Source organism: Agrobacterium tumefaciens (assembly GCF_013318015.2).
Lineage (GTDB): Bacteria > Pseudomonadota > Alphaproteobacteria > Rhizobiales > Rhizobiaceae > Agrobacterium > Agrobacterium tumefaciens.
In genome coordinates this window covers 1809692-1835867 of the sequence record NZ_CP115841.1, presented here as the reverse complement: position 1 = coordinate 1835867, position 26176 = coordinate 1809692, and the positions used below count along the sequence as shown (strand labels likewise).

Below are 26176 nucleotides of genomic sequence, written 5' to 3'. Positions count from 1 at the left end.
CAGAATCGGTCGCAATCGAGAGCTTTTCTGACGCGTTCGGCATCTTTGCGGCTGGTCAACGATTAATTTTTGCGCTACAAGGCGACATCTTCAACACCAGCTAGGGAGGTTCTGATGCAAAATGACATTCGTATTCGCCTCCCGGCCCCAGTAGTGCTGCTGCTGGCCTAGGTGTTACCCCCGCGGTTCGACCGCGTTTCCCATAGTTTGACTCGTCATGTGGCTGTTGCGGCCATATCCAATACTTTTCTGTTCCGTCGTGAGCCATATTTGCGTTTGCTCACGTTTCACGATGGGGCGATTGCTTGCCGGAGCTTGGCCTATGTTTGGCTGGTTTGAAAAACGCCTTGACCCTTTTCCCTCTTCGGCGCCGTCTGTGCCGCCGAAGAAGCTTTTGCCGTTCGTGTGGCATTATGTGCAGCCCGCATGGCCGTGGCTCCTGCTGCTCGGCCTGATGTCCATGGGCATCGCCGTTGCGGAAGCCATGCTCTACAAATTCCTCGGCAGCATCGTTGACTGGCTTTCCACGGCCAATCGCGAGACGTTTTTTGCCGATGAGGGCTGGCATCTGATGGTCATGGCTGGGCTGGTGCTCTTCCTGCTGCCACTGATGGGCGCTATCCACACCATGACGATGCACCAGACGCTTGCCGGCAATTTCGGCATGATCGCGCGCTGGAAGATGCATCGTTTCCTGCTGCGCCACTCCATGAACTTTTTCGCCAACGAATTTGCAGGCCGGGTTTCGACCAAGGTGATGCAGACGGCACTGGCGATCCGCGAAGTGGCGCTGAAGGTGATCGACGTGTTCGTCTACGCTATCAGCTTCGTCGTCTCGATGCTGTTCATGGTTGCGGCCGCAGACTGGCGGCTGGTCATTCCGCTGCTGGTGTGGCTCGGCATCTATATGGGTATCCTCACCTATTTTGTGCCGAAACTCGGCCGGCTCGCGCAGGAGCAGGCAGATGCGCGCTCGATGATGACGGGGCGTATTGTCGACAGCTATACAAACATCTCGACGATCAAGCTGTTTTCGCATGCGGGCCGCGAGGAAAGATATGCGCGTGAGGGGATGAACGTGTTTCTCGGAACCGTTCACCGCCAGATGCGCAAGATTTCCGGCTTCAACATCCTGATCGACCTCAACAATGCGGTCGTGCTGTTTTCCACGGCCTCGCTCGGTCTTTATTTCTGGATGCAGGGTTCGGTCACGGCCGGCTCGGTTGCCATTGCCATAAGCCTTGCCATGCGCGTCAACGGCATGTCGCAATGGATCATGTGGGAAGTCACCTCGCTGTTCGAAAACATCGGCACCGTCTATGACGGCATGTCGATGATGACGAAGCCGCACGATATCGTCGATGCTCCGAAGGCGCCGCAGCTTGCGGCACCGCAGGGCGCGATCCGTTATGATAACGTCCGCTTCCACTACGGCAAGAACAAGGGCGTGATCGACGGGCTGACGCTGGATATCAAGTCGGGCGAGAAGGTCGGTTTGGTCGGGCGTTCCGGTGCGGGCAAGACAACGCTGATGAACCTGCTTCTGCGTTTCTACGATCTGGAAGCGGGCAAGATCACCATCGACGGGCAGGACATCTCCAAGGTGTCGCAGGACAGCCTGCGCGAGTTGATTGGTGTGGTGACGCAGGATACTTCGCTGCTGCACCGTTCGATCCGCGACAACATCGCCTATGGCCATCCCGAGGCCACCGACGAGCAGGTGATCGCGGCGGCAAAGCGGGCGAATGCCTGGGACTTTGTGGAAACGCTTGTCGATATGCATGGCCGCCAGGGCCTTGATGCCCAGGTGGGCGAACGCGGTGTAAAGCTGTCCGGTGGCCAGCGTCAGCGTATCGCCATTGCTCGCGTGTTCCTCAAGAACGCGCCGATCCTGGTGCTTGATGAAGCGACCTCGGCGCTCGACTCGGAAGTCGAGGCGGCGATTCAGGAAAACCTGTTCTCGCTGATGGAAGGCAAGACGGTTATCGCGATCGCCCACCGTCTGTCGACGCTGACCGAAATGGACCGGCTCATCATCCTCGACAAGGGCCAGATCGTGGAATCGGGCAGCCATGCGGAACTGGCGGCGATGGGAGGTATCTATGCCGATCTATGGCGGCGCCAGTCCGGCGGCTTCATCGCCGACCACGAGGCGGAAGCGGCTGCCGAGTAAGGAGAGCTCGAAGGGCGGGAAGCATGGTTTCCCGCCCTTTCGTTTGCGGTTCACGTTTATCTATGTAGGCGAGTTAAACCTCTCCTCCGTCATGCCGGCCTTGAGCCGGTTTCCAGTCACGGCGCGTCTGCGCCGTGAAAGGAGTCTCCGCGATCAAAAACTTGAATCGCGCTTTACCCCGGATCTAGTCCTTGGTGACGGAGTGAGGATGCTGCGAGTGCGCAAAATCCAGGTGGGTCTATCCAGAGCCCGGTGGAACATTCTTCGCCCTTTTTCATTTCCCGAACGTTACCGAAATATAATCTCTTCCCGAACGCTCTGCGGCTGTTCCCGCTCCGGGAATCCGCCTATATCCGGATCATGGTCATTACCCGCATCTTCGAGTTTTTCGAGAACTGGATAAAGCCCTTCGCCCGCAAGGACGATTTGCGGCCGCCGGAAAAGACGTCCGGTTTCATCTGGTTCTATATCTCGCAGGCCAAGGCGCCGTTTCTTGCCATGCTGGTGCTGGGCGGGTTGACGGCTGCCATTGAGGCTGCGCTTTTCTGGTTCGTAGGGCGGCTGGTCGACATTCTCTCGACCGTCAAGCCGGAAGAGGGCTGGGCTGGACTGCTGGCAGCCCATGGCGGCGAACTCGTCGGCATGCTGGTGTTGATCGGCATCGTGCGTTTTATCGTCACCATGGTGACCGCGCTGGTGGACCAACAGATCATCACGCCCGGCTTTTACAATCTGGTGCGCTGGCAATCCTATATGCATGTGGCGCGGCAATCGCTGACCTTTTTCCAGAATGATTTTTCCGGCCGCATCGTCACCAAGGTCTGGTCGGGCGGGCAGGCGGCAGGCGATCTTGTCACCTCGCTGATGGAAAGCGTCTGGTTCGTCGGCATCTACTCCGTCTCGATGCTGCTGCTGATCGGCGGACTGGACTGGCGGCTTGCCGTCGTCGTCCTCGTCTGGGTGCTGATCTTCTCGCTGCTGGCGCGTTATTTCGTGCCGCGCATCCGCTCCCATTCGAAAGAAACGGCGGAGGCAGCCTCCATGCTTTCCGGCCGGATGGTGGATGCATACAGCAATATCCAGACGCTCAGGCTGTTCGGGCGCGACGATGCCAATGACCGCTACATGCGGCAGGGCTTCGATATCTTCCAGAACGCTACGATGACGTTCACGCGGTTCATCACCGGTGTGCGCGCCTCCATGGCGCTGCTGTCTGGTGTGATGATCACGTCGATGGCGGCGCTGTGTATCGACCTTTGGCTGTCCGGCAAGATCAGTTCCGGCGCTGTCGCCTTCACGCTGGCACTGGTTCTGCGCCTCAACTTCCTGCTCGGGCGATTGATGACGCAGTTCAACGGCATCATGCGCAATTTCGGCACGGTGCAGAATGCGGCGGAGCTGATTTCGCAGCCGATCGGCCTTGTGGACGCGCCGGATGCGACAGTGCTGGACGTGAAAAGTCCAAGTATCCGTTTCGAAAATGTCAGCTTCCATTATGGGCGGGCGAACGGGGTCATCGACAATCTTAATCTCGATATCAAGGCGGGGGAGAAGGTCGGCATCGTCGGACGCTCCGGCGCGGGCAAATCCACGCTCGTCAATCTGCTGTTGCGGTTTTACGATGTCGAGAAAGGCCGTATCCTCATTGATGGGCAGGATATCGCCAAGGTCACCCAGGAATCACTGCGCGCCCATATCGGCATGGTCACGCAGGATACATCGCTGCTGCACCGTTCTATCAGAGACAACATCATGTTCGGGCGCACGGATGCCACCGAAGCGCAATTGCTGGAGGCGACGCGCCGGGCCAAGGCGGATGAGTTCATTGCACGGCTGGAAGACCAGCGCGGCCGCACGGGTTTCGACGCGCATGTTGGCGAACGCGGCGTGAAATTGTCCGGAGGCCAGCGCCAGCGCATCGCCATTGCCCGCGTGATGCTTAAGGATGCGCCGATCCTCGTCCTCGACGAGGCGACGTCTGCGCTTGATTCGGAAGTAGAAGCGGCGATCCAGAGCAATCTGGATGAGTTGATGCAGGGCAAGACAGTGCTGGCCATCGCCCACCGTCTTTCAACGATTGCTGCTCTCGACCGGCTGATCGTCATGGATCAGGGCCGTATCGTCGAGCAGGGCAGCCATTCAGATCTCGTCTCGCAGGGCAGACTTTATTCGGAACTCTGGGCGCGACAGTCGGGCGGCTTCCTTGCTGTGGACGAGGCGGCCCAATAGGGTCTTTCGGCAGCTATTTCCCGATCATGAAATCCGCCATCAGGCCGAAATGATTGGAACCGAGGCTGTCGGGCAGACGGGTGGTTTTCAAGAGCGTGGCCGGTTCGCGGGCGAAGATATGGTCAATCGCGATGCCGAAGCGACCTGCCTTCGTCGGCCATGTGGCGGGTTCCCATGGCGCTTTCTTCAGGTCGTTGGCGGCGAGGAAGTCGCGCATGTCGGGAGCGATGCTGGCCGAATTGAAATCTCCGGCCAGAATGAGCGGCCCGGTGACACGAAAGAGAATTTCGCTGACTTCGTCCAGCTCGTCCCGGTGATAGTCGTCGAAATAGGGTTTGGTGATGTGACCTGCAGCGAGCGTCAGCTTCGTGCCGTCGAAATCGATGCTGGCGATGGCGAAACGGTCGCGGCGCAGATCGCTGAGGCTATGGAAACGGCCCTCCAGCAGCGGCCGCTTCGATAGGATCAAAAGATCACAGGTCGGTGTTCCCGCATAGCAGCCAAGCCTGTGGGGGTAGGTTTGCTGCAGACGCGGCAGAACCGATTCCAGCGCAGCCGCCTCAAACAGATAGACCGCATCCGCGTCTGATTCGAGAATCCTGTCGGCAATCGCATCCGCATTGGCGGCGTTATCCATCAATACGTTGAAGGACAATAGCCGGAAGGGTCTGGCGCCAGGTGCCGCATTGGCGCTTGTCGAGAATTCCATGAGCATGGCGACGGCGTGGATGGCGAGCGCAAGCGACCAGATGATGAGGAAAGCGGAAATCGCGTCACGCGTCAGCCAAAATACCAGGCATGACAGCAGGATACAGACGAAGGCGATGTGAAGCTGGAAACTGGTGACGAAGGCTAAAAGCCAGAAATCCGTCACATAACGCAGGCTGGCGATAAAAAGGCCGGCAGCCACGACCGTGGAGACCATGCACGAGAGCTTCGCCGTCATCCGAATCCCTGCTTTCCAAGCTCTCCCTTGATGTCTCGTAACATGCCGCAAGGGTGGGCACAATGTTGCCCGCTTGCCGGGGCTCAGGAAAAAATGAGAAACAAATCCGCCCCTTCTGGCAGAATTACGGCAGCTTTGTGTGCTTTGCTCTTGCCAAGTCAGTCAATATTTTGCGATCAAACAGAATGACGCGGTTTTTCAAACGCCGCGAGGATGACCGAGACGGTGGGACGGAGATTGTCTTGGATCAAATCATAGCGGGAGGACTCATGCGATTTACGGCAAAAACAGCGCAGAGGATGGTGTAGCGGTGAGCGAGCACGTAACCAATCACGACGCCTCGGGTGAACCGACCCGTCGCGATTTTCTTTATCTAGTAACCGGAATGACGGGCGCCGTTGGTGCCGCCGCAGTGGCATGGCCCTTTATCGACCAGATGCGTCCAGACGCATCGACGCTGGCGCTTGCCTCCATCGAGGTGAATGTCGCGGCGGTCGAGCCGGGCATGTCGCTGACCGTGAAGTGGCGCGGCAAGCCGATTTTCATCCGTAACCGCACGGAAAAGGAAATCGGCGAAGCCAATGCGGTCGCTCTTGCCGATCTCAAGGATCCGGTGGCGCGCAACGCCAACATTGCCCCCGACGCGCAGGCGACGGACATTGACCGTTCCGCCGGTCAGGGCAAGGAGAACTGGATCGTCATGATCGGTTCCTGCACCCATCTCGGTTGCGTTCCGCTCGGCCAGGCCGGCGATTTCGGCGGTTGGTTCTGTCCCTGCCATGGCTCGCATTACGATACGGCGGGCCGCATACGTAAGGGTCCGGCGCCGCAGAACCTCGCCATCCCGACATTTGCATTCACATCCGATACCGTGATCAAGATCGGATAAGGGGACAGATATTTATGAGTGGTCATTCCAGTTATCAGCCGTCCACCGGCATCGAGAGGTGGATCGATTCGCGGCTTCCCTTGCCGCGCATGATCTATGACAGCTTCGTTGCCTATCCTGTCCCGCGTAATCTGAACTACGCCTACACGTTCGGCGCGATGCTGGCTGTCATGCTGATCGTGCAGATCCTCACCGGCGTCGTGCTTGCCATGCATTACGCCGCTGAAACGACGGTTGCCTTCAATTCCGTCGAAAAGATCATGCGCGACGTCAACCACGGCTGGCTGTTGCGCTACATGCACGCCAACGGTGCGTCGTTCTTCTTCATCGCGGTTTACCTGCACATCGCCCGTGGACTTTATTACGGCTCCTATAAGGCGCCACGCGAAATCCTCTGGATTCTCGGCTGCGTGATCTACCTCCTGATGATGGCGACGGGCTTCATGGGCTACGTGCTGCCGTGGGGCCAGATGTCCTTCTGGGGCGCCACGGTCATCACCGGCTTCTTCTCGGCTTTCCCGGGCATAGGTGAGTGGATTCAGCAGTTCCTGCTCGGCGGCTTTGCGGTGGACAATCCGACGCTCAACCGCTTCTTCGCGCTCCACTACCTGCTGCCGTTCATGATTGCGGGTGTCGTCATCCTGCATATCTGGGCGCTGCATGTGACCGGCCAGACCAATCCGACCGGTGTGGAAGTGAAGAGCAAGACCGATACGGTGCCCTTCACGCCCTATGCGACGTTGAAGGATGCACTCGGCGTTTCGGTGTTCCTCATCGCTTATGCGTGGTTCGTCTTCTACATGCCGAACTTCCTCGGACACCCTGATAACTACATCATGGCGGATCCGTTGAAGACACCGGCGCATATCGTGCCCGAATGGTATTATCTGCCGTTCTACGCGATGCTGCGCGCCATCACCTTCAATATCGGGCCGATCGATTCCAAGCTCGGTGGCGTTCTCGTCATGTTCGGCGCAATCATCGTGCTGTTCTTCCTGCCCTGGCTCGATACCTCGAAGGTTCGCTCCGCCGTCTATCGTCCCTGGTACAAGCTGTTCTTCTGGCTGTTCGTGGTCAACGCCATCCTGCTCGGCTGGCTGGGTTCGCGTCCGGCGGAAGGCCTTTATGTCATCATGTCGCAGATCGGCACGCTTTATTACTTCGGTTTCTTCCTCGTCATCATGCCGATCCTCGGTCTGGTCGAAACGCCGCGGCGTATTCCGAATTCGATTACCGAGGCCGTTCTGGAAAAGAACGCCGCCAAGAAGACTGCCGCGCCAGCGGCCGCCCAAGTCTGAGCGCGAAGGAAGGATGACGACAATGAAGAAGCTTGTAACGAGCATCGCGCTTATCGCTGCCATCGGCTGTTCCGCCGCCGCTTTTGCGGCGGAGGAGAGCCACGATCTCGCCACCAAGACCGAGCATGCGATCGCCGGCGGTCACTTCCCGGTCATCAAGCCCGAGGAGCAGAGCTGGTCTTTTGCCGGACCTTTCGGCAAATACGACAAGGGCCAGCTGCAGCGCGGCCTGAAGGTCTACAAGGAAGTCTGCTCTGCCTGCCATTCGATGAGCCTCGTTTCCTTCCGCACGCTGGGCGATCTCGGTTATTCGGAAGAGCAGGTGAAGGCCTTTGCTGCGGAATATGAAGTGCAGGACGGGCCGAACGCCGACGGCGAAATGTATAATCGCAAGGCTGTGCCTTCCGACCATTTCCCCTCGCCATTCCCGAACCACGAAGCGGCTGCTGCTGCCAATGGCGGAGCTGCACCACCGGACATGTCGCTGCTTGCCAAGGCGCGCGGCGTGGAGCGCGGCTTTCCGCAGTTCGTCATCGACATGATTCCGATCATCGGCGGTTATCAGGAAGGCGGCCCGGACTACATCCATGCGCTGCTGACCGGATACCAGGACGCGCCTGCCGGCGTTGAAGTGTCGGAAGGCACGCATTTCAACCCGTATTTCGCCAGCGCCGTGGCGCTGAAGATGGCGCCGCCGATCAGTGCCGATCAGGTGACCTATGACGATGGTGCGCCGCAGACGGTGGATCAATATTCCAAGGACGTGTCCGCTTTCCTGATGTGGGCCGCAGAACCGCATCTGGAAGCGCGCAAGCGCACCGGCTTCATGGTCATGGTGTTCCTGTTCATCTTCACGGCGCTGATCTATCTCACCAAGAAATCGGTCTACGCCAACAAAGAACATTGAGCGGCTTCAAATGCCCGCAATCATTGGCCCCCATGGTCTTGCCCTGGGGGCCTTTTCATGTGTCGAAGGAGGATGAGAAATGGCGAAAGTCCGGAGCGGTGGCTGCCTGTGCGGTTCCGTCCGTTTCGAGGCCACGGGTGAACCCGGCAATCCGCACAGCTGCTCCTGCGATATCTGCCAGCGGCACTCCGGCGCTTCCAGCCTTGCCTGGGTGGAGTTTGCGAGCGATGCAGTGGTCTGGACGGGAGAGCGCGGTGCGCCCATGGTTTTCCGGTCTTCAGATTATTCCAGCCGTGCGTTTTGCGCGGTCTGCGGCAGCACGCTTGGCGCCATCGACGATGCACCGACTGTCGCCCTCGTTTCCGGCTCTTTTGACGACAGAAATGATGAGGCGCTACGGCCTCTGTCGCATTCCTTCGCGGATGTATGCCCAGTCTGGGCGCGGATCGAGGGAATGTCGGGGCAGGAATGAGCGGCGGTCCTTTTTAGTTGGTCCGCAGCCACCAAGTTGATAGGGTGGCCCGAACCTTCTGATCCATTTCCCAATCTAACTGGAAATACCATGACCGTTATCGCTTCGGAGCTTTCCGCTGCCATCCGCTCCATTCCCGACTATCCGAAGCCGGGCATCATCTTCAGGGACATCACGACTCTGCTTGGCAATCCGCGCGCTTTCCGCCGTGCCGTGGACGAGCTTGTGCAGCCCTATGCGGGAACGAAGATCGACAAGATCGCGGGGATGGAAGCGCGTGGCTTCATTCTGGGCGGAGCGGTGGCGCACCAGCTTTCCGCCGGTTTCGTGCCTATCCGCAAGAAAGGCAAGTTGCCGCACACCACCGTGCGCGTGGCCTACAGCCTTGAATACGGCGTTGACGAGATGGAAATGCATGTGGACGCCGTGCAGCCGGGCGAAAAGGTCATTCTGGTCGACGACCTGATCGCGACTGGCGGCACCGCCGAAGGTGCGGTGAAACTCTTGCGGCAGATGGGCGCGGAAATCGTTTCGGCCTGCTTCGTCATCGATCTGCCCGATCTCGGCGGCCGCAGGAAGCTGGAAGACCTCGGTGTGGAAGTGCGGACACTGGTGGAGTTTTCAGGCCATTGAGGCCGGTTTCCGGCTAGGAATGTTGCGACAGGCCGGTGTTTTGTCCGTTCTTTCGTAGTGCGATCCATGTCCAGTGGACGCCCATGGCGCGATTACCCGCCTGAATGGAAGCAACTTCTACCTGTCGTATCAACGTGAACCCCAGACGGGCTGCATTGCCCGTCGTTTCCGCTGGTGAAATGGGAAAAGCACGGCGGCCTTTGGGTGCGGGGCCGTGACGCAGAGACATGATCAGCAATCCGCCTTCTGCCGTCATCTCCGAGAGGCTTTCCATGGCGGTCTGCCGTGCCTCGTCATCGATATGGTGCCAGACGCCGCACAGCGTAACCAGATCGAACGGGCCGTGGCGGCGCGCTTTCATCAGATCGGGCAAACAGTCGTCAAGCCAGGTTATCTTGTGCGAGAGGTGCAATCTCTTTCCGGGTTCACGCAGTTCCTTGACCGGCTCTATCGCCAGAACATCATGGCCGCATTCGGCAAACCAGGCGGCATCGCGACCGGTGCCGCTGCCAATATCCGCCACGCGGGCCGGTGAGACCGGCAACAGATCGATGACCGGTGCGTAGATTTCCCGGCAATCCAGTCCATCGAACCTGGCAATCAGGTCCGGCGTTGCCGCTTCAGCATAACCCTGTAGGATATCGTTCATTCTTGCCTTCCCGCCGCGACGCCGATTCCGAGGGTATCGCGCGCGGGCTATCTCGGCCAGCCGCTATTCGAACTCCAGAACCCCGCTCTGGAAGGTCATCACGGTTTCTCCGGACTGGTTCACGCCCTCGTTGAAGGTGGTGTTCAGCCAAACCCCGGCTCTTGATTCCAGTGGTCGGGCATCGAGCAAGGTGACGAAATAGGTCACGTCGTCTCCGGCGAAAACCGGCTTTTTCCATTTGAGTTCACGAAAGCCGGGGGAGGGGCCGAGTTTCGGCGGTTCAAGGCCAAGTTGTTTCAGCCTCTTCACTTCCTTGCCCCAATGGGAAAGGAAACATTTCATCCAGCCAGCGCCGGTGTGCCAACCGGAAGCGCAGAGCGCTCCGAAGACGCTGTTTTTCGCCGCTTCGGCATCGAGATGAAAGGGCTGCGGATCGAAATCGCGGGCGAAACGGACAATGTCTTCGGCGGAAAAATGCAATGTGTCGAGGGTGACCCGTTCGCCGATCGGGGAAAGTTCTGCCAGTCTCATGCCGCAAGGCCTCCGTCCGCACGCATCAGGAACATCACGGTGTTTTCGCCGTGCGATACCAGAACGCCGCGCTGGTTGTAAAGCTCGTGGCGAAACTTCACGAGGCCGATGCCAGGGCGTGAGCTGGAGGTGCGCTGTTCCAGAACAATGGATTTTCCCGAAAGCGTATCGCCAGCCAGAACCGGCTTTTTCCAGTCGACATAATCGATGCCGGGGCTGCCTTGCGATGTCGAATCGCTGATATAGCTCTCCGCCATCATTCGCATCAGCAGGGCGCAGGTGTGCCAGCCGGATGCCGCCAGCCCGCCGAGAATGCTCTGGCGGCCAGCCTCTTCGGACAGATGCATGGGCTGAGGATCGAACTCGCTGGCGAATTCGATTATTTGTGCTGCAGAAATCGATTGCGGTCCCAGGGGAAATTCCCGTCCGACGGAAAAATCCTCATAGGCATATGTCGCGACCGGCGCCATGGCTTCCTCCCTTGCCTAGTCGATGTCACCGGCATCTAAAATGATTTTTCCCTTTACGTAAAGGTCAAATCGAGAGTGCGTTCGCGGCGTAGGGAGATCCTATTGAGAGATCGGGTGCGGCATGCTGCCTTCTCCCAGAGGAGGAGAAGGTCGCGATAGCGGAATGAGGGGCAAGGGTCGTGAGATTCGCCAGCCTTGCCTCCTCATCAGATCCTCCGGGCTATCTTCCCCCGCCGGGGAGAAGAAACAAGCCACAGGTCTGTGTCACTTCGGTCAGCGCGTCAAAAGACGCGATGTGACCGCCGCCGCGCTTAAGACCAGATCAGGTATTAAAGCGGAAGTGGATGACGTCACCGTCCTGGACGACATATTCCTTGCCTTCGTCGCGTCCCTTGCCGGCTTCCTTGGCACCAACTTCGCCCTTGTAGGCGATGTAGTCGTCATAGGCGATGGTAAAGGCGCGGATGAAGCCGCGTTCGAAATCGGTATGGATGACGCCGGCGGCAGCGGGCGCTTTGGTGCCGCGCACGATCGTCCAGGCGCGCGTTTCCTTCGGGCCGACGGTGAAATAGGTGATGAGGTCGAGCAGGTGATAGCCGGCGCGGATCAACCGGTCGAGACCGGCTTCGGTGAGCCCGAGGGCCGAGAGGAATTCTTCGGCTTCATCGGCCGGAAGCTGCGCGACTTCGGCCTCGATCGCCGCCGAGATGATCACGCATTCGGCGCCCTGTTGCTTTGCCATCTCCGCGACAGCCGCGGTGTGCTCGTTGCCGGTGGATGCGTCGGCTTCAGAGACGTTGCAGACATAAAGCACCGGGTGCGACGTCAGGAGATTGAGGCCCTTGAGGATTTCGATTTCCTCGTCCGCCAGTGTCTTCAAAAGCAGACGTGCCGGTTTTCCGTCGTTTAGCAGAGCAATTACGGCTTCCATCACCGGCAGTTGGGCCAAGGATTCCTTGTCCTTGCTGGTGGCGCGCTTGCGCGTCTGCTCGACACGGCGTTCCAGGCTTTCGAGGTCGGCGAGCATCAGTTCCGTCTCGATCGTGTCGGCATCGCCAACCGGATTGATGCGGCCTTCCACATGGGTGATGTCGTCGTCCTCGAAGCAGCGCAGTACATGCACGACGGCATCAACTTCGCGGATATTGGCGAGGAACTTGTTGCCGAGACCTTCACCCTTCGATGCGCCGCGCACCAGGCCGGCAATGTCCACGAAGGAAATGCGGGTCGGAATGATTTCCTTCGATCCGGCAATGGCCGCAAGCTGCTGCATGCGGGGGTCCGGCACAGCAACTTCGCCGGTGTTGGGCTCGATGGTGCAGAAGGGATAGTTGGCGGCCTGCGCGGCCGCCGTTTTCGTCAGCGCGTTGAAGAGGGTGGACTTGCCGACATTCGGCAGCCCGACGATACCGCATTTGAAGCCCATGGCTTGAAACCTGTCCGTTTGAAAGAATTCGTTGAGGAGCCTTTTGCGGAAAGGGCAGGGCAAGGTCAAGCCCGGGGGCCGATTTGGGCGGGCAAAGCCCCGCGAATGGCGCGGAATTCTGCGCGAGTGCGAGGCCGGGGTTGTCGATGCTGCGGTTGCGGCGCAATATGCGCCGGTCGAGCAACCGATCTTTCGTCATCAACGGGGATTTTCCCCATGGGCTACAATTGAGTGACAATCACGGGCGACAATGATGAGTGACAGTCCTGTTGATCTCAAACCGAAACCGAAAGTCAAACCGAAGCTGGAGCGGCCTAAGCTCTACAAGGTCATTCTGCTGAATGACGACTATACGCCGCGCGACTTCGTCACCCTGGTGTTGAAGGTCGTCTTCCACATGGGCGAGGACACCGGCCACCGGGTGATGATGACGGCGCATCGCTTCGGAAGCGCGGTCGTCGTTGTCTGCGAGCGCGACATTGCCGAGACCAAGGCCAAGGAGGCGAACGATCTTGGCAAGGAGGCCGGGTTTCCGCTGATGTTCACCACCGAGCCGGAGGAGTGACGGCTTTATGCTCAATCCCGCCGGATCTGGAAACCCGTCTTGTTCTGAATGAAACCGCAGCTTTCGTAGAAGGCATGCACCTCAGGACGCTGCCGGCCGGTCAGCAGCATCACCTTGTAGCAATTTGCGGCAAAGGCGGTCTCGATGGCGTGGCGCACGACTGCGCGGCCATATCCCCGGCCGCGACGAGTTTCCAGCGTCACCACATTTTCGATGAAGGCATAGGGACGGGTAGCGCGCGTCAGGTTCGGGATGACGAGAAGCGTGGCGGTTGCAACGGGTTCCTGCTCTTCCATGGCAAAGAACACGGTGAGGCCGGGTTGGCCGAGCATGGCGGCGAAAACCGTGCTTGCCTCTTGCGCCGTCAGTTGCGGGTCGGAAGGGTTCAGCGCCTGGTAAAGTTCGAGCAGTTTCGGCAGATCGTCCGGGCCAGCTTCGCGAAGGCTCATGGTCTCTGAAGACATCTGCGCTCAATCCTTCTTGCCGAACATCCGCTTCAGCATCTCTGTCATCGGCCCGGTTTCCGGCAGTTTTTTCGGTTGGGCGTTGTTGCGCGCCTGATGGATGTGGGATTGCGCGGCGGGCTTGGCCGCCTTGGCCGGTTTTTCCGTTTCCGGCTTGCTGCCGGTGGCAAGCGCCAGCTTGTTCATCAGCTGCGAATCCTCTGATTTCACCAGCATGGCGGCATTGTCGGCAATGGCGTCCAGCAGCGGATCGAGCCAGACGCGGTCGGTCTTGGCGAAATCACCGAGAACGTGGCCATGCACCCGCTCCTTGTCGCCGGGATGGCCGATGCCGAGACGCAGGCGGCGGTATTCCTTGCCGCAATGGGCGTCGATCGATTTCAGGCCATTATGGCCGCCATGGCCGCCGCCGGTCTTGATGCGCGCGCGGCCTGCAAGCAAATCCAGTTCATCATGGATGACGATAATGTCTGCCGGTGCAAGCTTGAAGAAACGCATGGCCTCGCCGACGGATTCACCCGACAGGTTCATGTAGGTGAGGGGCTTCATCAGCAGAACCTTCTCACCGCCAATTTCGCCTTCGGAAATCTCCGCCTTGAATTTCCGCGCCCAGGGCGAGAAGGAAGGCAGGCGCTGCAGCGCATCCACGGCCATGAAGCCGATGTTGTGACGGTTTCCCGCATATTGGGCGCCGGGGTTACCAAGGCCTGCGATGATCTTCATGGGGCATGTCCGCTTTTTTGCCTGACGATGCTGTTGTCACCACCCCGAAATGTTCTGGCTGTCAATCTTTTTATGGATTTTTTGATGTCGCGAGCGGGCGCTCAAGGGCTGACGAGTTTGTAGCGGTCGAATATGCTCTGTTGCGTTCCATCGGCGATCAGCCTGTCCAGGCGCGCCTGCAATTTTGCAATGACCTCGTCTGGAACGCTTTTGTTGCAGGCAAGACCCAGCTGTTGCCGCGCCAGCGTTATCACTTCCCTGAACGTGCCTGGGGGTTGGCTTTTGAAAGTGCTTTCCGACATGGGCATCAGGTCGATGCGGCCTGCGTTCAGCTTGTGAAGCGTGATCTGGAAATCAGCACCGACATCCACATGCTCGAAACCGAGGTTGCCAAGAAGGACCTCGGTGTAGTCGCCACGCTGGGTGCCGACCCGGTATTTCCTCGCGTCTTCCAGACTGGAGACGTTGATATCCGCATTCTGGCGCGCCACGAGGATATTGCGGTCGCTATGGATCGGTGAGACCCATTTGAAAAGCTTTTCCCGTTCGGGCGTTCTCGCCGTGGCAAAGACGCAATGCATGGCCTTCGTTGTGGCCAATGCGATTGCCCGCGCCCAGGGCATGACGGCAACCTCGTAATCGGTGCCGGTATCCTCAAGTACGATCCTGAGCTGGTCGATATAAACGCCCGCCACGCTGCCGTCGTCGTTTTGCAGATTATAAGGCGGGTAAACCTCGGTGGTCAGGAAAAGCTTGGCTGCGCTGGCCGGGCCGGCAAGAGCAAGAAAGATCAGACAAAAGCGGATCAATCCCATGGCTGCTCCCACCGGTTTACGCCTGTCGCGCCGCGGCGCGGTCTGCGCCGTTATCCGCATTCAATGCGGCGATCAGCCGTTCAATGGGCTGCGGTCGCGCAAAATAATAGCCCTGTCCGTAATCCGCGCCTATCACTGTCAGAAGCTCCTTCTGCTCTTCCGTCTCGACGCCTTCGGCGATGACGGAGCAATTCATCTTGTGTGAGATTGCGGCGATACCCTCGACCAGCATGCGGCTGCGCTGCCTTATCTCCACCGTGTCGTCGCAGATCGAGCGCGTGAAGGACTGATCGATCTTGACGATGTCGACCGGAAAGCGGCTGAGATAGCTTAGCGACGAATAACCGGTGCCGAAATCGTCCAGCGCGATGCGGCAGCCCAGCTGGTGAATGGCATTGAGGATCGCCCGGATTTGCGGATCGTCCTTCATGATGACCGCCTCGGTTATCTCGATAATCAGCCGCTTGGGAAGAATGCCGTAGCGGTGAAGGACGCCGGCGATACGGGTCGGCAATCCCGGTTCGAACTGCAGCGGCGAAAAATTCACCGCCACATAGGATTGCTCCATGCCGGGCAGGTGCGACAGTCTGGCCAGATTGGCGATTGACTGGTCGAGGATGACGTTGCCGATGCGATGGATGGTGCCGTTTTCTTCCGCAAGGCTGATGATCGTGGCGGGAGAAAGCAATCCCTTTTCCGGATGGTTGAGACGCAACAGTGCCTCGAAACCCGCCGTCTGGCCCGTTGCAAGATCTTGAATCGGCTGGAAATAAGCCTCGAACCAATTGTCGGAAAGCGCCTGCGCAATATCCCTTTCCAGTTCCGCATGTTCGCGGGCGCGGTCCATGATCGAGCTGTCGAAGATCTGCGAGCCGTTCTTGCCCGTTCTCTTGCGGGTATACATGGCCATGTCGGCATTCTGCAAAAGTTCGGACGCGCTTGCGGCATGCAGCGGGTAGATCGCCATGCCGATGCTGGCGCTGAGACGGATGCTGTTGCCTTCGATCTCGAAGGGCGTGTCCAGCATGGTGCAAATCCGCTCGCAGAACAGCTGGGCGCGCTCCTCCACCTTGTCGCCAGCAAGCAGGATGGCGAATTCGTCGCCGCCCAGACGCGACGCGCTGTCCAGCGGTGTCAGCAGTGGTTCGATTTTCAGCGTGAATTCCCGCAGAACCGCATCGCCCGCCGCATGGCCGAGATTGTCGTTGATGGCCTTGAACCGGTCGAGGTCTATGAAAAGGCATGCCAGTTCGCTGCCGTTCCTGTCGGCGTCACGGATCTGCACGTCGAGAATGGCCTCGAAACCCTGGCGATTGAAGAGACCGGTCAAATGGTCGGAAATAGCCTGCTGGCGGTTGCGCTTTTCCGACTGGCGCAACTCCGTCACGTCAGTCATGACGCAGAGATATGTGCCCTGATGTGCGTTGCCGGAATCAAGGGCTTTTTCAAGGATGAGGGCGTCCATAACGCTGCCATCCATGCAATGAAAACGCACCGTTATACCCGCATGTGCGGCGTCGGGCGAATGTTGCGCCGCCTTGCGCTGCAGGAAAAGGGACCGGTCATCCGGGTGGATGAGGTCGGCGAAATTCAGGCCGAGTATTCTGGCCCGATCATAACCGGTCGCCTGCACCCAATAGTCGCTGACCGCGGCAATCCTGTCGTATCTGTCAAGCGAGAACAGCATGGCGGGTGTGCGATTGTAGATTTCCGTCTTCCGCTCATGGGCATGCTTGATTTCCAGCTCTTCCTTTTCAAGCTGGGTCTGCATTTCGTTGAAGCTTTTTGCCAACCTGCCGATCTCGTCCTTCGAGCGCCAGTCGACATGGTGGCGGGAGCCGACGCGGCGTGTCGCTTCTATCGCTGCCGCCAGCCGCATCAGCGGGCGGATGACCATGAAGCGGTTGCCTGCGATGGCCGCAAGAACGGTGGTGAGAATGGCGAGAATGAAAATTGTGATGAACGCCAGTTCGGTGCGGCTGAGAGAGGTCAGAAGACCGATATCGTCGTAATAGACTGTCAGTTGCCCGACGGTGACGACACCGTTTGTGGTTTTGTAGGTCACTTCGCGGGTCGTGGAGGCTGCATCCTGAATGATGTCGCTGCCGGCCGTCTGGATGATGTCCAGCTGGCCAGAGGTATCCTTGACCTCGACCATGCGGATCACGGGGTCGGAGACGAGGGTGCCGGTAATCTGATTTATGGTGTCGTCGTCGAGATCCCATAGCGGGCGGGCAAGCGCCTGCGCATTGGTTGACAGCAGGATCTCAAGGTGATTGCGCTGGCTACGGATAGCCTCGTGATAGGAGAGGGTCAGCAAAAGGGTGAAAAGCGGGGCGACCACTGTGAGAAGTGCACCGGAAACAATCGCGATAAAGCGACTTTCGACGGAATGAGCCATGTTCTATTGCAGTACCCTCTACCCCAGATAACTGCGCCCCGTTTCCGCCCCGTCCGGAGAGACATCCTTGAGGTTTTCGGCAACGGCCTTGTATCCTCACTGTATTTCTTCAACCCGTCCGGTGTTTTCACGATAACGCAATGGGCATCGTTTCATGGAATTGTTAATTCACGCTGAAACGGGACCGGCATCCTGCACGCGGCGAGAGGTTTTTGCTTTTAAAGTTCATAAAAACTAAAAGGCCCGTTCCGAAAAACGGAACGGGCCTTTTAGCTCAAATCTGTCTGGCCTTATGGCCGCAGATTATTATTCAGAAGCTTCGCCGGCTTCTTCTTCTTCTTCAGCAACGCCGCCAGCCGGAGCAACGATCGTTGCGATCGTGAAGTCACGGTCGGCGATTACAGGCGAGATGTTCTTCGGCAGCTTCACATTCGAAATGTGAACGCTGTCGCCGATCTTCAGACCGGCGAGATCAACCGTGATGAATTCCGGAATGTCGTTGGCCGGGCAGTGGAATTCCACCGTGTGGCGAACGATGTTCAGAACGCCGCCGATCTTGATTTCCGACTTTTCTTCGTTTTCGAAGTGAACCGGAACTTCAACGTTGACGAGCGTGTTGCCCGAAACGCGCAGGAAGTCGACGTGCATGGTGAAGTCGCGGACCGGATCAAGCTGGTAGTCCTTCGGCAGGACCTTGATCTTCTTGCCGTCGACGTCGATTACCGCCACAGTCGTCATGAAGCCGCCAGCGTGGATACGCTTGGTTACTTCGTTGGTAGACAGAGCGATGGAAATGGGGGCCTGCTTGTCACCATAGATGACAGCGGGAATCAAACCGTTGCGGCGAAGTTCACGAGAGGACCCCTTACCAACTCGTTCGCGCGCCTCGGCCTTGAGCTCATACGATTCTTTGCTCATGGCAATTCCTTTCGAGGTTATATGGAGAGTTCATGCCCGCAGGCGCTGAACTGGAGAGGCTAAAAGCCATCTCGCCCGCGTTGCCTCCAAGGGTGTCTACACGGGTGCGGGCGCTATAATACAAACGGAAGACAAAGACAAGAGCGGCCGTTTTCCACGGATGCTATGCTGTGATTTTATTAGACTTGTCTAATTCACTCGTGCATTGCAACTTTTAATATATGCTTATCCATTCATATAAACCGGCTGCAAACTTGGCAAGTGATAAGGCTGCCTGGAATTCCAATTGCGTAGATGACAATGCTTAAAGTTCTCCAGTGCCTTACCGTCGATCATGACTTCCGATACACCACAGCAGCGGTCCTCGTCTGCATGCTGGGGAGCTTCGTCACGATGCGTCTTTTCTCGAGGGCGCGTCAGGCGAGGGGTTGGCAAAAGGTCAACTGGCTGTTTCTGGCTGGTGTCAATGGTGGGTCGGCGATATGGACCACCCATTTCGTGGCGATGCTGGGTTATGTCGCTGCCGGGGAGGTGGGTTACGATCCCTATCTGACCGGGCTTTCGCTTCTTATCGCCATTGCCACAACGACAACCGGCTTCGCCATTTCCGCCTATGGCGGACGCACAGCGCTGGTGGAAGCGGGTGGTGCGACAGTCGGTCTCGGTATTGCGGCCATGCATTATACCGGCATGGCTGCCTATCAGATCCAGGGTATGATTTTCTGGAACCAGACCTACGTCATCGCTTCGCTGGTGCTCGGGGCTGTATTCGGCGCGCTCGCGGTCAATCGCATCGCGCGCCCAGTCAACCGGTTTTGCCAATATAGCTCGGTTGCGTTCCTGATCCTGGCCATCGCCTCCATGCATTACACCGGCATGGCCTCGATGTTGTTCGAGTTCGATCCGCGCATCGTCATTTCGGAAAGTCTGCTGCCGCCAGCCATCATGGGTGGGGGCGCCATCGCCGTGACGCTTCTCCTGCTGGCGCTCGGGCTTTCCACCTATGTCATCGACGCCCAGTCCACCCAGCAGGCGGTCGCCCGCTATCGTCATCTTTCGTTGCACGATCCGCTGACGGGCATTCCGAACCGCGCGGCATTTATCGAACATCTCAACCGACGCACGCGCCATCTCTCCATGGGCGCACACACGGCGCTTTTGTCCATCGATCTCAACCGCTTCAAGGAAATCAACGACGTTCACGGCCATGCGGCGGGCGATGCCGTGCTGCGCGCCATTGCCGACCGCGCAAGTTCCGTTCTGAAAGCCGGGGAGTTTCTGGCGCGTATGGGCGGGGATGAATTCGTGGCGATGACCCATTCCTATTATACCCGCGCCGATGGTGCGGAATTCGCCCAGCGGCTGATCGAGCAGATCAGCAGGCCGGTCGAATGGAACGGGCAGACGTTTTCGGTCGGCGCGAGTGTGGGCATATCGGTGCGCAATACCGGCGCCATTGACGCCGACACGCTGATGGCGCAGGCCGATGTCGCCATGTATCGGGCAAAAGGCGGGAATTCCGACACGATCTGCTTTTACGACAAGTCCATGGATGAAGCCGCACGCGAACGCAACGCGCTTGCCGTGGCCATGCGCAGCGGTCTCGCCAACAGCGAGTTCGAGCTTTACTACCAGCAGCAGAATGATACCAAGAGCGGCAGCATCGTCGGTTTCGAGGCACTGTTGCGCTGGAAACATCCGGAACGCGGTATGATCTCGCCCGTCGAATTCATTCCGATCGCGGAGCAGACCGGCTTTATCGTCGAATTGGGCGAATGGGTTCTGCGCGAAGCCTGCGCGCAGGCGGCTCTCTGGAAAAAATCGCTTTCCATCGCCGTCAATGTCGCCCCGCAGCAGCTTGCGGACAATGATTTCCCCGAGAAGGTCGAGAAGATTCTTAGGGAGACGGCGCTTGCGCCTGAGAGGCTTGAGCTTGAAATCACCGAAGGCAGCATCATCGCCGACCACCGCCACGCGCTGATCACGATCCGCAAACTCAAGGCGCTCGGCGTCAAGATCGCCATGGACGATTACGGCACGGGCTATTCCTCTCTGTCGACCCTGCAGAGCTTTCCCTTCGACAAGATCAAGATCGACCGGGCCTTTATCGATGGCCTGTCGACCAATGTGCAGTCGGAGGCGATCGTTCGCTCCACGCTCATTCTGGCGCATAGCCTCAATATTCCGGTGCTTGCGGAAGGTGTCGAGACGAAGGCCCATATCGAGTTCCTTCGCCGCGAAGGCTGCCTGCAGGTGCAGGGCTTCTTCTTCGGCAGGCCCGGTCCCTTGACCTCCATCGCCAATCTCGTCGACGACACGTTCCTCTCGACGGAGGACGAGCCGGAGGTCACCACCACCGGCCAACGCTATTTCAAGGCGGTATGATATCAGGCGCAGCCCGCGGTTGCGCTGACGGATGCGGGTCGCAAAGTTTTTAGTTGAAACGTGAACGCTTCCAGCGCACCATTGCCGAAAAGCTTTGGGAGGAGCGAATGCCGACAGACATCGCCCATGCGGACCGCGTGTACGAAACAGCGCGCCAACGTTCCGCAGCCGCAAGTTCTCCGATCATCGCCTCATGGCGCCGTTGCATGGTCACGCACCGTCTTGCGCCGGAGGAAAACCGCAAGCCGATCTTTCTCACCGACGTCGAATTCCGCCGCGCACGCGAAAGTGCGGCGGGCCTGATTGCCGAAAGCACGGATGAACTCGACCGTATTTTTCACAGTGTCGGCAAATCCGGCTGCTGCCTGCTTTTGACAGACGCCCAGGGCGTCGCGCTGGAGCGCCGGGGTGCTGCCGGTGACGATCGTGATTTCCGGGCGCTCGGTCTCTGGTCCGGCGCCGTCTGGAGCGAAGCGAGCGTCGGAACCAACGGTATTGGAACGGCACTTGCCGACGAGCGTTCGGTGGTGGTCTATCGCGATCAGCATTTCTTCACATCGAACACGGAACTGTGCTGCACCACGGCCCCGATCCGCGACCATACCGGCCGGGTGACGGGCGCTCTCGATATTTCCACGTGCCGCGACGACATCAACGAAATGACGTTTTCTTTCGTCACGCAGGCGGTGCGGGATGCGGCCCAGCGTATCGAGGGCAATCTCTTCCGCCGGGCCTTTCCCGGCGCGCGCATCGTCGTGGTGCCTACGGGTTTCAGTCCGGCACTTTCCTTGCTTGCCGTCGATCAGGACGATCTCGTGCTTGGGGCGACGCGCGCGGCGCGCCTTGCGCTGAAGCTCGATGACCATCGCATTGCGCAGGGGCTGCCCGCCGCCGATGTGTTGCAGGAACAGCGTCACGACGGCGGTTCCGATCTTGAGGAGGCGGAACGTTCGGCTTTGCGCCGGGTTCTGTCGCGCACCAATGGCAATGTCACGCAGGCCGCGTCCCTGCTCGGCATCAGCCGCGCCACGCTTCATCGCAAGATGAAGAAATTCGACGTGCATTGAGGCTATAAGAGACGATACCCGCTCAATTCAGCGGGATCGGAGCGGGTTTGTCGCAGATGTGAGACAATGTGCGCTGCGGAACCGCGCGGTGCCACTACCCGCCACGATCATCTAGGCCCACCTTCCTGTCATGCGGTCCGTCGCGGATCGTTTTCATCAGGGAGGATGAAATCATGAATATTCAGGTTCAGCACAAAGCTGGCGAAGCGCCCTTCAAGCTGAAATACGGAAATTTCATCGGCGGCAAATGGGTGGAGCCGAAATCCGGCCGCTACATGGACAATCTGTCGCCGGTAACGGGTCACAAGATTTGTGAGGTTCCGCGCTCCGATGCGGCCGATATCGAACTCGCACTGGATGCCGCCCACCAGGCGCGGGAGAAGTGGGGCAAGACGAGCGTTACCGAACGTTCCAACATCCTGCTCAAGATTGCCCAGCGCATCGAGGACAATCTGGATCTCATCGCACGGGCCGAAACCTGGGATAACGGCAAGCCGCTACGCGAGACCACCAATGCGGATATTCCGCTGACGATCGACCATTTCCGCTATTTCGCGGGCTGCATCCGCGCGCAGGAAGGCACGATCGGCGAAATCGACAATGACACGGTCGCTTATCATTTCCATGAGCCTCTCGGCGTCGTCGGCCAGATTATTCCGTGGAACTTCCCGATCCTGATGGCCGCATGGAAACTTGCGCCGGCACTCGCCGCCGGCAACTGCGTGGTACTGAAGCCGGCGGAACAGACGCCTGCTTCTATTCTGGTGGTGATGGAGCTTATCGAAGACCTGCTGCCGCCGGGCGTGCTCAACATCGTCAACGGCACTGGTGTTGAAGCGGGCAAGCCGCTGGCGCAGAGCAAGCGCATCGCCAAGATCGCCTTCACCGGCTCCACCCCCGTCGGCAAGGAAATCATGCGTTATGCGGCCGACAATGTCACAAACATCACGCTGGAGCTGGGCGGCAAGTCGCCGAACATCTTCTTTGCCGATGTGATGAATGAAGACGACGCCTTCCTTGACAAGGCGCTTGAAGGTTTCGCCTTCTTCGCGCTCAACCAGGGCGAAGTCTGCACATGCCCGTCGCGTGCGCTGGTGCATGAATCGATCTACGACCGCTTTATGGAAAAGGCGATCAAGCGCGTTCAGGCCATCAGCCAGGACGACCCGCTCAATCCGTCGACCATGCTGGGTGCGCAGGCCTCGCAGGAACAGTTCGACAAGATCATGCGCTATCTGGATATCGGCAAGAAGGAAGGCGCAAAGGTTCTGACCGGCGGTGACCGCAAGACGCTCACGGGCGATCTTAAGGACGGTTATTACATTCAGCCGACGGTCTTCGAAGGCAACAACAAGATGCGGGTTTTCCAGGAGGAAATCTTCGGTCCTGTTGTTTCGGTCACCACCTTCAAGACGGTGGAAGAAGCGCTCGAAATCGCCAATGACACGGTTTACGGTCTTGGCGCTGGCGTCTGGAGCCGCGATACCAATATCGCCTATCGCGCTGGCCGTGGCATCGAAGCGGGCCGCGTGTGGACCAATTGCTACCACGTCTATCCGGCCGGTGCCGCCTTTGGCGGTTACAAGCAGTCGGGCATTGGTCGCGAGACCCACAAGATGATGCTCGATCACTATCAGCAGACCAAGAACCTGCTCGTATCCTACAGCCCGAACAAGGTTGGCTTCTTCTGAGTTCCTCCCCGGAAGCCGGCGACGGATCGTCCTGATTTCCGGCCGCCGGCGAGTTCCCAGGGGCTTCGGTCCCTGGGAACCCGGATGAAGTTCAGCAAAATAAAAGGCCGGAGGTTTTGCCTCCGGCCTTTTTTTACTGCGGACTATGCCGCGTAACGCTGGTCGCGGTTTCGGGTGGCGCCTACGGAGAACTGGCCCACCTGTTCGGTCAGGCCATCAGCTTCGCTTGCGAGCGAGAAGGCCGCAGCTGTCGTTTCCTCCACCATCGCCGCGTTCTGCTGCGTCACATGGTCGAGTTCGTTGACGGAGGCGTTGATTTCGCCGAGGCGACCGGATTGTTCGCGCGATGCTGTGGCGATTTCACCGATCTGATCGTTGACCGACTGGATGCGTTTCTGGATCTGCTCGAGGCTTTCTCCGGTTTTCAGCACCAGTGCCACGCCGCTTTCCACATCGCCCGCAGAGGTGGCGATGAGCGTCGTGATATCCCGTGCGGCAGCCGCCGATTTCTGCGCGAGTTCCCGCACTTCCTGTGCCACGACCGCAAAGCCCTTTCCGGCCTCACCGGCGCGGGCGGCCTCAACCCCGGCGTTCAGCGCCAGAAGATTGGTCTGGAAGGCAATCTGGTCGATGACGTCGATGATCTGGCGGATCTTGGACGACGACGTCTCGATACGCTCCATGGCGACGATCGCTTCTTTGACGACAGCGGTGGATTTATGGGCATCCTGCATGGTTTCCGCCGTCGTTCCGACTGCGACGTCACAGCGGGAGAGTGAAACGTTGACGGCCTGCGTCATGTCTCCAAGTGCGGCGGCTGCTTCCTCTAGGGCGGCCGCCTGGCGTTCCGTGCGCCGCGACAGATCTTCCGATGCGCTTTTCAGCTCGCCGGAGCCGGAGCGGATGGCGTTGGCGCTTTCGCCGATGCTGGAGATCGTCGCATCCAGCCCCGCTATGGAGTTGTTGAAATCGACGCGCAGATGGTCGAGCGACGGCACGAAGGGTTTTTCAATGCGAAGATCGAGCCTGCCCGCAGCAAGATTGGCAAGGCCGGTCGCAAGCGCATCGACTGCTTCTTCCAGTTCCTTTGCACTTCTTGCCTTTTCCATCTCACGCTGGGCACGTTCCTCGTCCAGTTCCTCGCTTTTGCGATGGGACTCGGTTTCCATTCGCTGCTTGTCGAGAATGCCCTGGCGGAAGGATTCCAGTGCGCGCGCCATCGTGCCGATTTCGTCGCCACGGGAAACGGCCTTGATCTCAATATTATGGTCACCACCGTTCAGACGTTCCATCAACCCGGCAAGGCCGGTCAGCGGCTTGGTCAGGCTGGCGGAAACAAAAATGCCGATGAGTGTCATGACGGCAAGCACCGCAAGTGTTGCAAGCGTTGCCCAGAAGGCGAGATCATTGGCCGCTGCGAGCACCTTGCTCTCCTGCTGGCCGATGGCCAGAAGATGCTTCTGTCCGAAAACGGAGACCGGACGATAGGCGTAGAAGATGCTGCCCGCAGGGGTCTTCGCCATGACCGTTCCGGCTTCGCTGGCACCTGTAAGTGCTGCGAGACTTTCGGAAACGGCGACTCCAGCCCCACCGGAGAGCACGCCCGCGCGAAGTTTGCCTTCAGCGCTCAGAAGAACGGCGTCGTCGATGGACTTGCCGGTTTCCTCAGGTGTTACCACCGCACCGATACGGTCTGCGGAAATGCGCATGATGACGGCGCCCTTGCGCTGCAACTGACCCCAGTTCGAGACCGCAAGCGGCATGCCGATCAGGGCCGACTCATTGGTGCCGCCATCGCTGAACCCAGTTGTGCTGATGACACCGTCCTTGCCGGCCTCGATGCGGTCGAACAATTCCTTGATCGCACTGTTTTGCGGTTCCGTCACATTGGTCAGGAAGTTCTTGCCCTTGGTCACGGAATAGATAATGAGGCCTGCCTTGTCGATGACGTAGATGTCGCTGACCCGGGTGTTGCGCCAGACGCTGGCGATGGCCGCGTTGATCGTGGCGTGGCGAATGGCATAGAGCAGCCGCAAGCCTTCACCGTTGAAGGAGGCGCGCTCCTCCTCGGATACGCCCTCGCGGCGGAATGCCTGAATGATCGCATCCTTTTCCGTCGGTACGACCGTGGTCATGGTTTCCAGCGCCTGAGCGATCGCAGCGTTCTGCGACAGCTCGGAAATGCTTTGTTCGACGCGCAGCGTATAGGCATCAAGCTGTTTGGACTGGTTTCCCGCAACCGTCTCGAGCCTGATCTTGCTGGCGTCGATCAGGCCGGACTTGCCCATTTCGTATGACAGCAGCCCAACGGCCAGGCACGAAACCAGCGTCGCGCCCGTGACGAGCGCTGCGAATTTGGCCTTGATTGACAATGATTTAGCTTTGACAGCAGTCGGATTTGCACCCGGCATCCTGTTTCCTCCCCCCAAAAGAACGTTGCGGTACCGTCGCAACAATTGTTTACGGTCGCGTTAAGCTTGGCGGGGAATTGTATGATTATTTCCCGTATACCGTGAAAAAATCC

General features: G+C 58.8%; 22 protein-coding genes. 11 read left to right on the top strand and 11 right to left on the bottom strand.

The genetic code is table 11. The annotated features are described in order from the left end of the window. Positions 1-322 precede the first annotated feature (322 nt). Together G6L97_RS09130 and G6L97_RS09125 are read left to right on the top strand one after the other, a co-directional pair. Positions 323-2173, top strand: coding sequence for an ABC transporter ATP-binding protein (locus G6L97_RS09130; RefSeq protein ID WP_065702305.1), 1851 nt, complete (start codon positions 323-325; stop codon positions 2171-2173). A 252-nt stretch (positions 2174-2425) separates the two neighbouring features. Next, on the top strand, positions 2426-4402 hold the full coding sequence (locus G6L97_RS09125) for an ABC transporter ATP-binding protein (RefSeq protein WP_003513518.1): 1977 nt from the start codon (positions 2426-2428) through the stop codon (positions 4400-4402). A 13-nt stretch (positions 4403-4415) separates the two neighbouring features. Here G6L97_RS09125 and G6L97_RS09120 read toward each other — a convergent pair whose 3' ends face one another. Next, entirely contained in the window at positions 4416-5348 is a 933-nt protein-coding gene (locus G6L97_RS09120; RefSeq protein WP_111783592.1) for an endonuclease/exonuclease/phosphatase family protein, read from the bottom strand. A gap of 310 nt (positions 5349-5658) precedes the next feature. Between G6L97_RS09120 and petA the strand changes: the two genes are divergently transcribed. The 5 genes from petA to G6L97_RS09095 all read left to right on the top strand — a co-directional run bounded on the left by petA (position 5659) and on the right by G6L97_RS09095 (position 9547). Next, positions 5659-6237 (top strand): ubiquinol-cytochrome c reductase iron-sulfur subunit, encoded by a 579-nt coding sequence (petA, locus tag G6L97_RS09115; protein ID WP_003513514.1) that lies wholly within the window; start codon positions 5659-5661, stop codon positions 6235-6237. 14 nt (positions 6238-6251) lie between these two features. Continuing rightward, positions 6252-7535 (top strand): cytochrome b, encoded by a 1284-nt coding sequence (locus G6L97_RS09110; RefSeq protein ID WP_019565206.1) that lies wholly within the window; start codon positions 6252-6254, stop codon positions 7533-7535. A gap of 22 nt (positions 7536-7557) precedes the next feature. Beyond that, the gene (locus G6L97_RS09105) at positions 7558-8442 is read left to right on the top strand and encodes a cytochrome c1 (protein ID WP_003513510.1); all 885 of its coding nucleotides are present in this window, start codon (positions 7558-7560) and stop codon (positions 8440-8442) included. A 79-nt stretch (positions 8443-8521) separates the two neighbouring features. Then, positions 8522-8914: a GFA family protein gene (locus G6L97_RS09100; RefSeq protein WP_003513508.1), complete on the top strand. Its 393-nt coding sequence runs from the start codon at positions 8522-8524 to the stop codon at positions 8912-8914. A gap of 90 nt (positions 8915-9004) precedes the next feature. Beyond that, positions 9005-9547 carry an adenine phosphoribosyltransferase gene (locus tag G6L97_RS09095; RefSeq protein WP_019565208.1) on the top strand — a complete coding sequence of 181 codons (543 nt, stop codon included), beginning with the start codon at positions 9005-9007 and terminating at the stop codon, positions 9545-9547. A 13-nt stretch (positions 9548-9560) separates the two neighbouring features. Here the strand turns inward: G6L97_RS09095 and G6L97_RS09090 are convergent, their stop codons facing one another. The 4 genes from G6L97_RS09090 to ychF all read right to left on the bottom strand — a co-directional run bounded on the left by G6L97_RS09090 (position 9561) and on the right by ychF (position 12623). Further along, positions 9561-10196, bottom strand: a complete 636-nt coding sequence (locus G6L97_RS09090; protein ID WP_065702309.1) for a class I SAM-dependent methyltransferase — start codon at positions 10194-10196, stop codon at positions 9561-9563. Positions 10197-10259: 63 nt separating this feature from the next. After that, positions 10260-10727, bottom strand: coding sequence for a MaoC family dehydratase (locus G6L97_RS09085; RefSeq protein WP_003513502.1), 468 nt, complete (start codon positions 10725-10727; stop codon positions 10260-10262). Further along, a complete protein-coding gene (locus G6L97_RS09080; RefSeq protein ID WP_003513500.1) occupies positions 10724-11197 on the bottom strand; it encodes a MaoC family dehydratase in 474 nt (157 codons plus the stop codon). Before G6L97_RS09080 ends, G6L97_RS09085 begins: the two co-directional genes overlap by 4 nt. A 322-nt stretch (positions 11198-11519) precedes the next feature. Beyond that, positions 11520-12623: a redox-regulated ATPase YchF gene (ychF, locus tag G6L97_RS09075; protein WP_003513497.1), complete on the bottom strand. Its 1104-nt coding sequence runs from the start codon at positions 12621-12623 to the stop codon at positions 11520-11522. A gap of 253 nt (positions 12624-12876) precedes the next feature. Between ychF and clpS the strand changes: the two genes are divergently transcribed. Next, complete coding sequence (gene clpS, locus G6L97_RS09070; RefSeq protein ID WP_003513495.1) at positions 12877-13188, top strand: ATP-dependent Clp protease adapter ClpS; 312 nt, start codon at positions 12877-12879, stop codon at positions 13186-13188. 11 nt (positions 13189-13199) lie between these two features. On the opposite strand, the gene G6L97_RS09065 is transcribed toward clpS, so the two are convergent. The 5 genes from G6L97_RS09065 to G6L97_RS09045 all read right to left on the bottom strand — a co-directional run bounded on the left by G6L97_RS09065 (position 13200) and on the right by G6L97_RS09045 (position 18509). Continuing rightward, positions 13200-13652, bottom strand: a complete 453-nt coding sequence (locus G6L97_RS09065; RefSeq protein WP_111783590.1) for a GNAT family N-acetyltransferase — start codon at positions 13650-13652, stop codon at positions 13200-13202. A 6-nt stretch (positions 13653-13658) separates the two neighbouring features. Further along, positions 13659-14375: an aminoacyl-tRNA hydrolase gene (pth, locus tag G6L97_RS09060; RefSeq protein WP_174002852.1), complete on the bottom strand. Its 717-nt coding sequence runs from the start codon at positions 14373-14375 to the stop codon at positions 13659-13661. 101 nt (positions 14376-14476) lie between these two features. Further along, the gene (locus tag G6L97_RS09055; RefSeq protein ID WP_019565212.1) at positions 14477-15190 is read right to left on the bottom strand and encodes a substrate-binding periplasmic protein; all 714 of its coding nucleotides are present in this window, start codon (positions 15188-15190) and stop codon (positions 14477-14479) included. 16 nt (positions 15191-15206) lie between these two features. Continuing rightward, positions 15207-17591 (bottom strand): bifunctional diguanylate cyclase/phosphodiesterase, encoded by a 2385-nt coding sequence (locus G6L97_RS09050; RefSeq protein WP_019565213.1) that lies wholly within the window; start codon positions 17589-17591, stop codon positions 15207-15209. 306 nt (positions 17592-17897) lie between these two features. Continuing rightward, a complete protein-coding gene (locus G6L97_RS09045; protein ID WP_111783589.1) occupies positions 17898-18509 on the bottom strand; it encodes a 50S ribosomal protein L25/general stress protein Ctc in 612 nt (203 codons plus the stop codon). Positions 18510-18809: 300 nt separating this feature from the next. Between G6L97_RS09045 and G6L97_RS09040 the strand changes: the two genes are divergently transcribed. From G6L97_RS09040 to adh, 3 genes are all read left to right on the top strand, one after another. Beyond that, positions 18810-20894, top strand: coding sequence for a putative bifunctional diguanylate cyclase/phosphodiesterase (locus G6L97_RS09040; protein WP_026330768.1), 2085 nt, complete (start codon positions 18810-18812; stop codon positions 20892-20894). Positions 20895-21001: 107 nt separating this feature from the next. Beyond that, positions 21002-21961, top strand: a complete 960-nt coding sequence (locus G6L97_RS09035) for a helix-turn-helix domain-containing protein (protein ID WP_013636592.1) — start codon at positions 21002-21004, stop codon at positions 21959-21961. A 173-nt stretch (positions 21962-22134) separates the two neighbouring features. Then, positions 22135-23652: an aldehyde dehydrogenase gene (gene adh / locus G6L97_RS09030; RefSeq protein WP_003513477.1), complete on the top strand. Its 1518-nt coding sequence runs from the start codon at positions 22135-22137 to the stop codon at positions 23650-23652. 143 nt (positions 23653-23795) lie between these two features. On the opposite strand, the gene G6L97_RS09025 is transcribed toward adh, so the two are convergent. After that, a complete protein-coding gene (locus G6L97_RS09025) occupies positions 23796-26063 on the bottom strand; it encodes a methyl-accepting chemotaxis protein (RefSeq protein WP_111783588.1) in 2268 nt (755 codons plus the stop codon). Positions 26064-26176 lie beyond the last annotated feature (113 nt).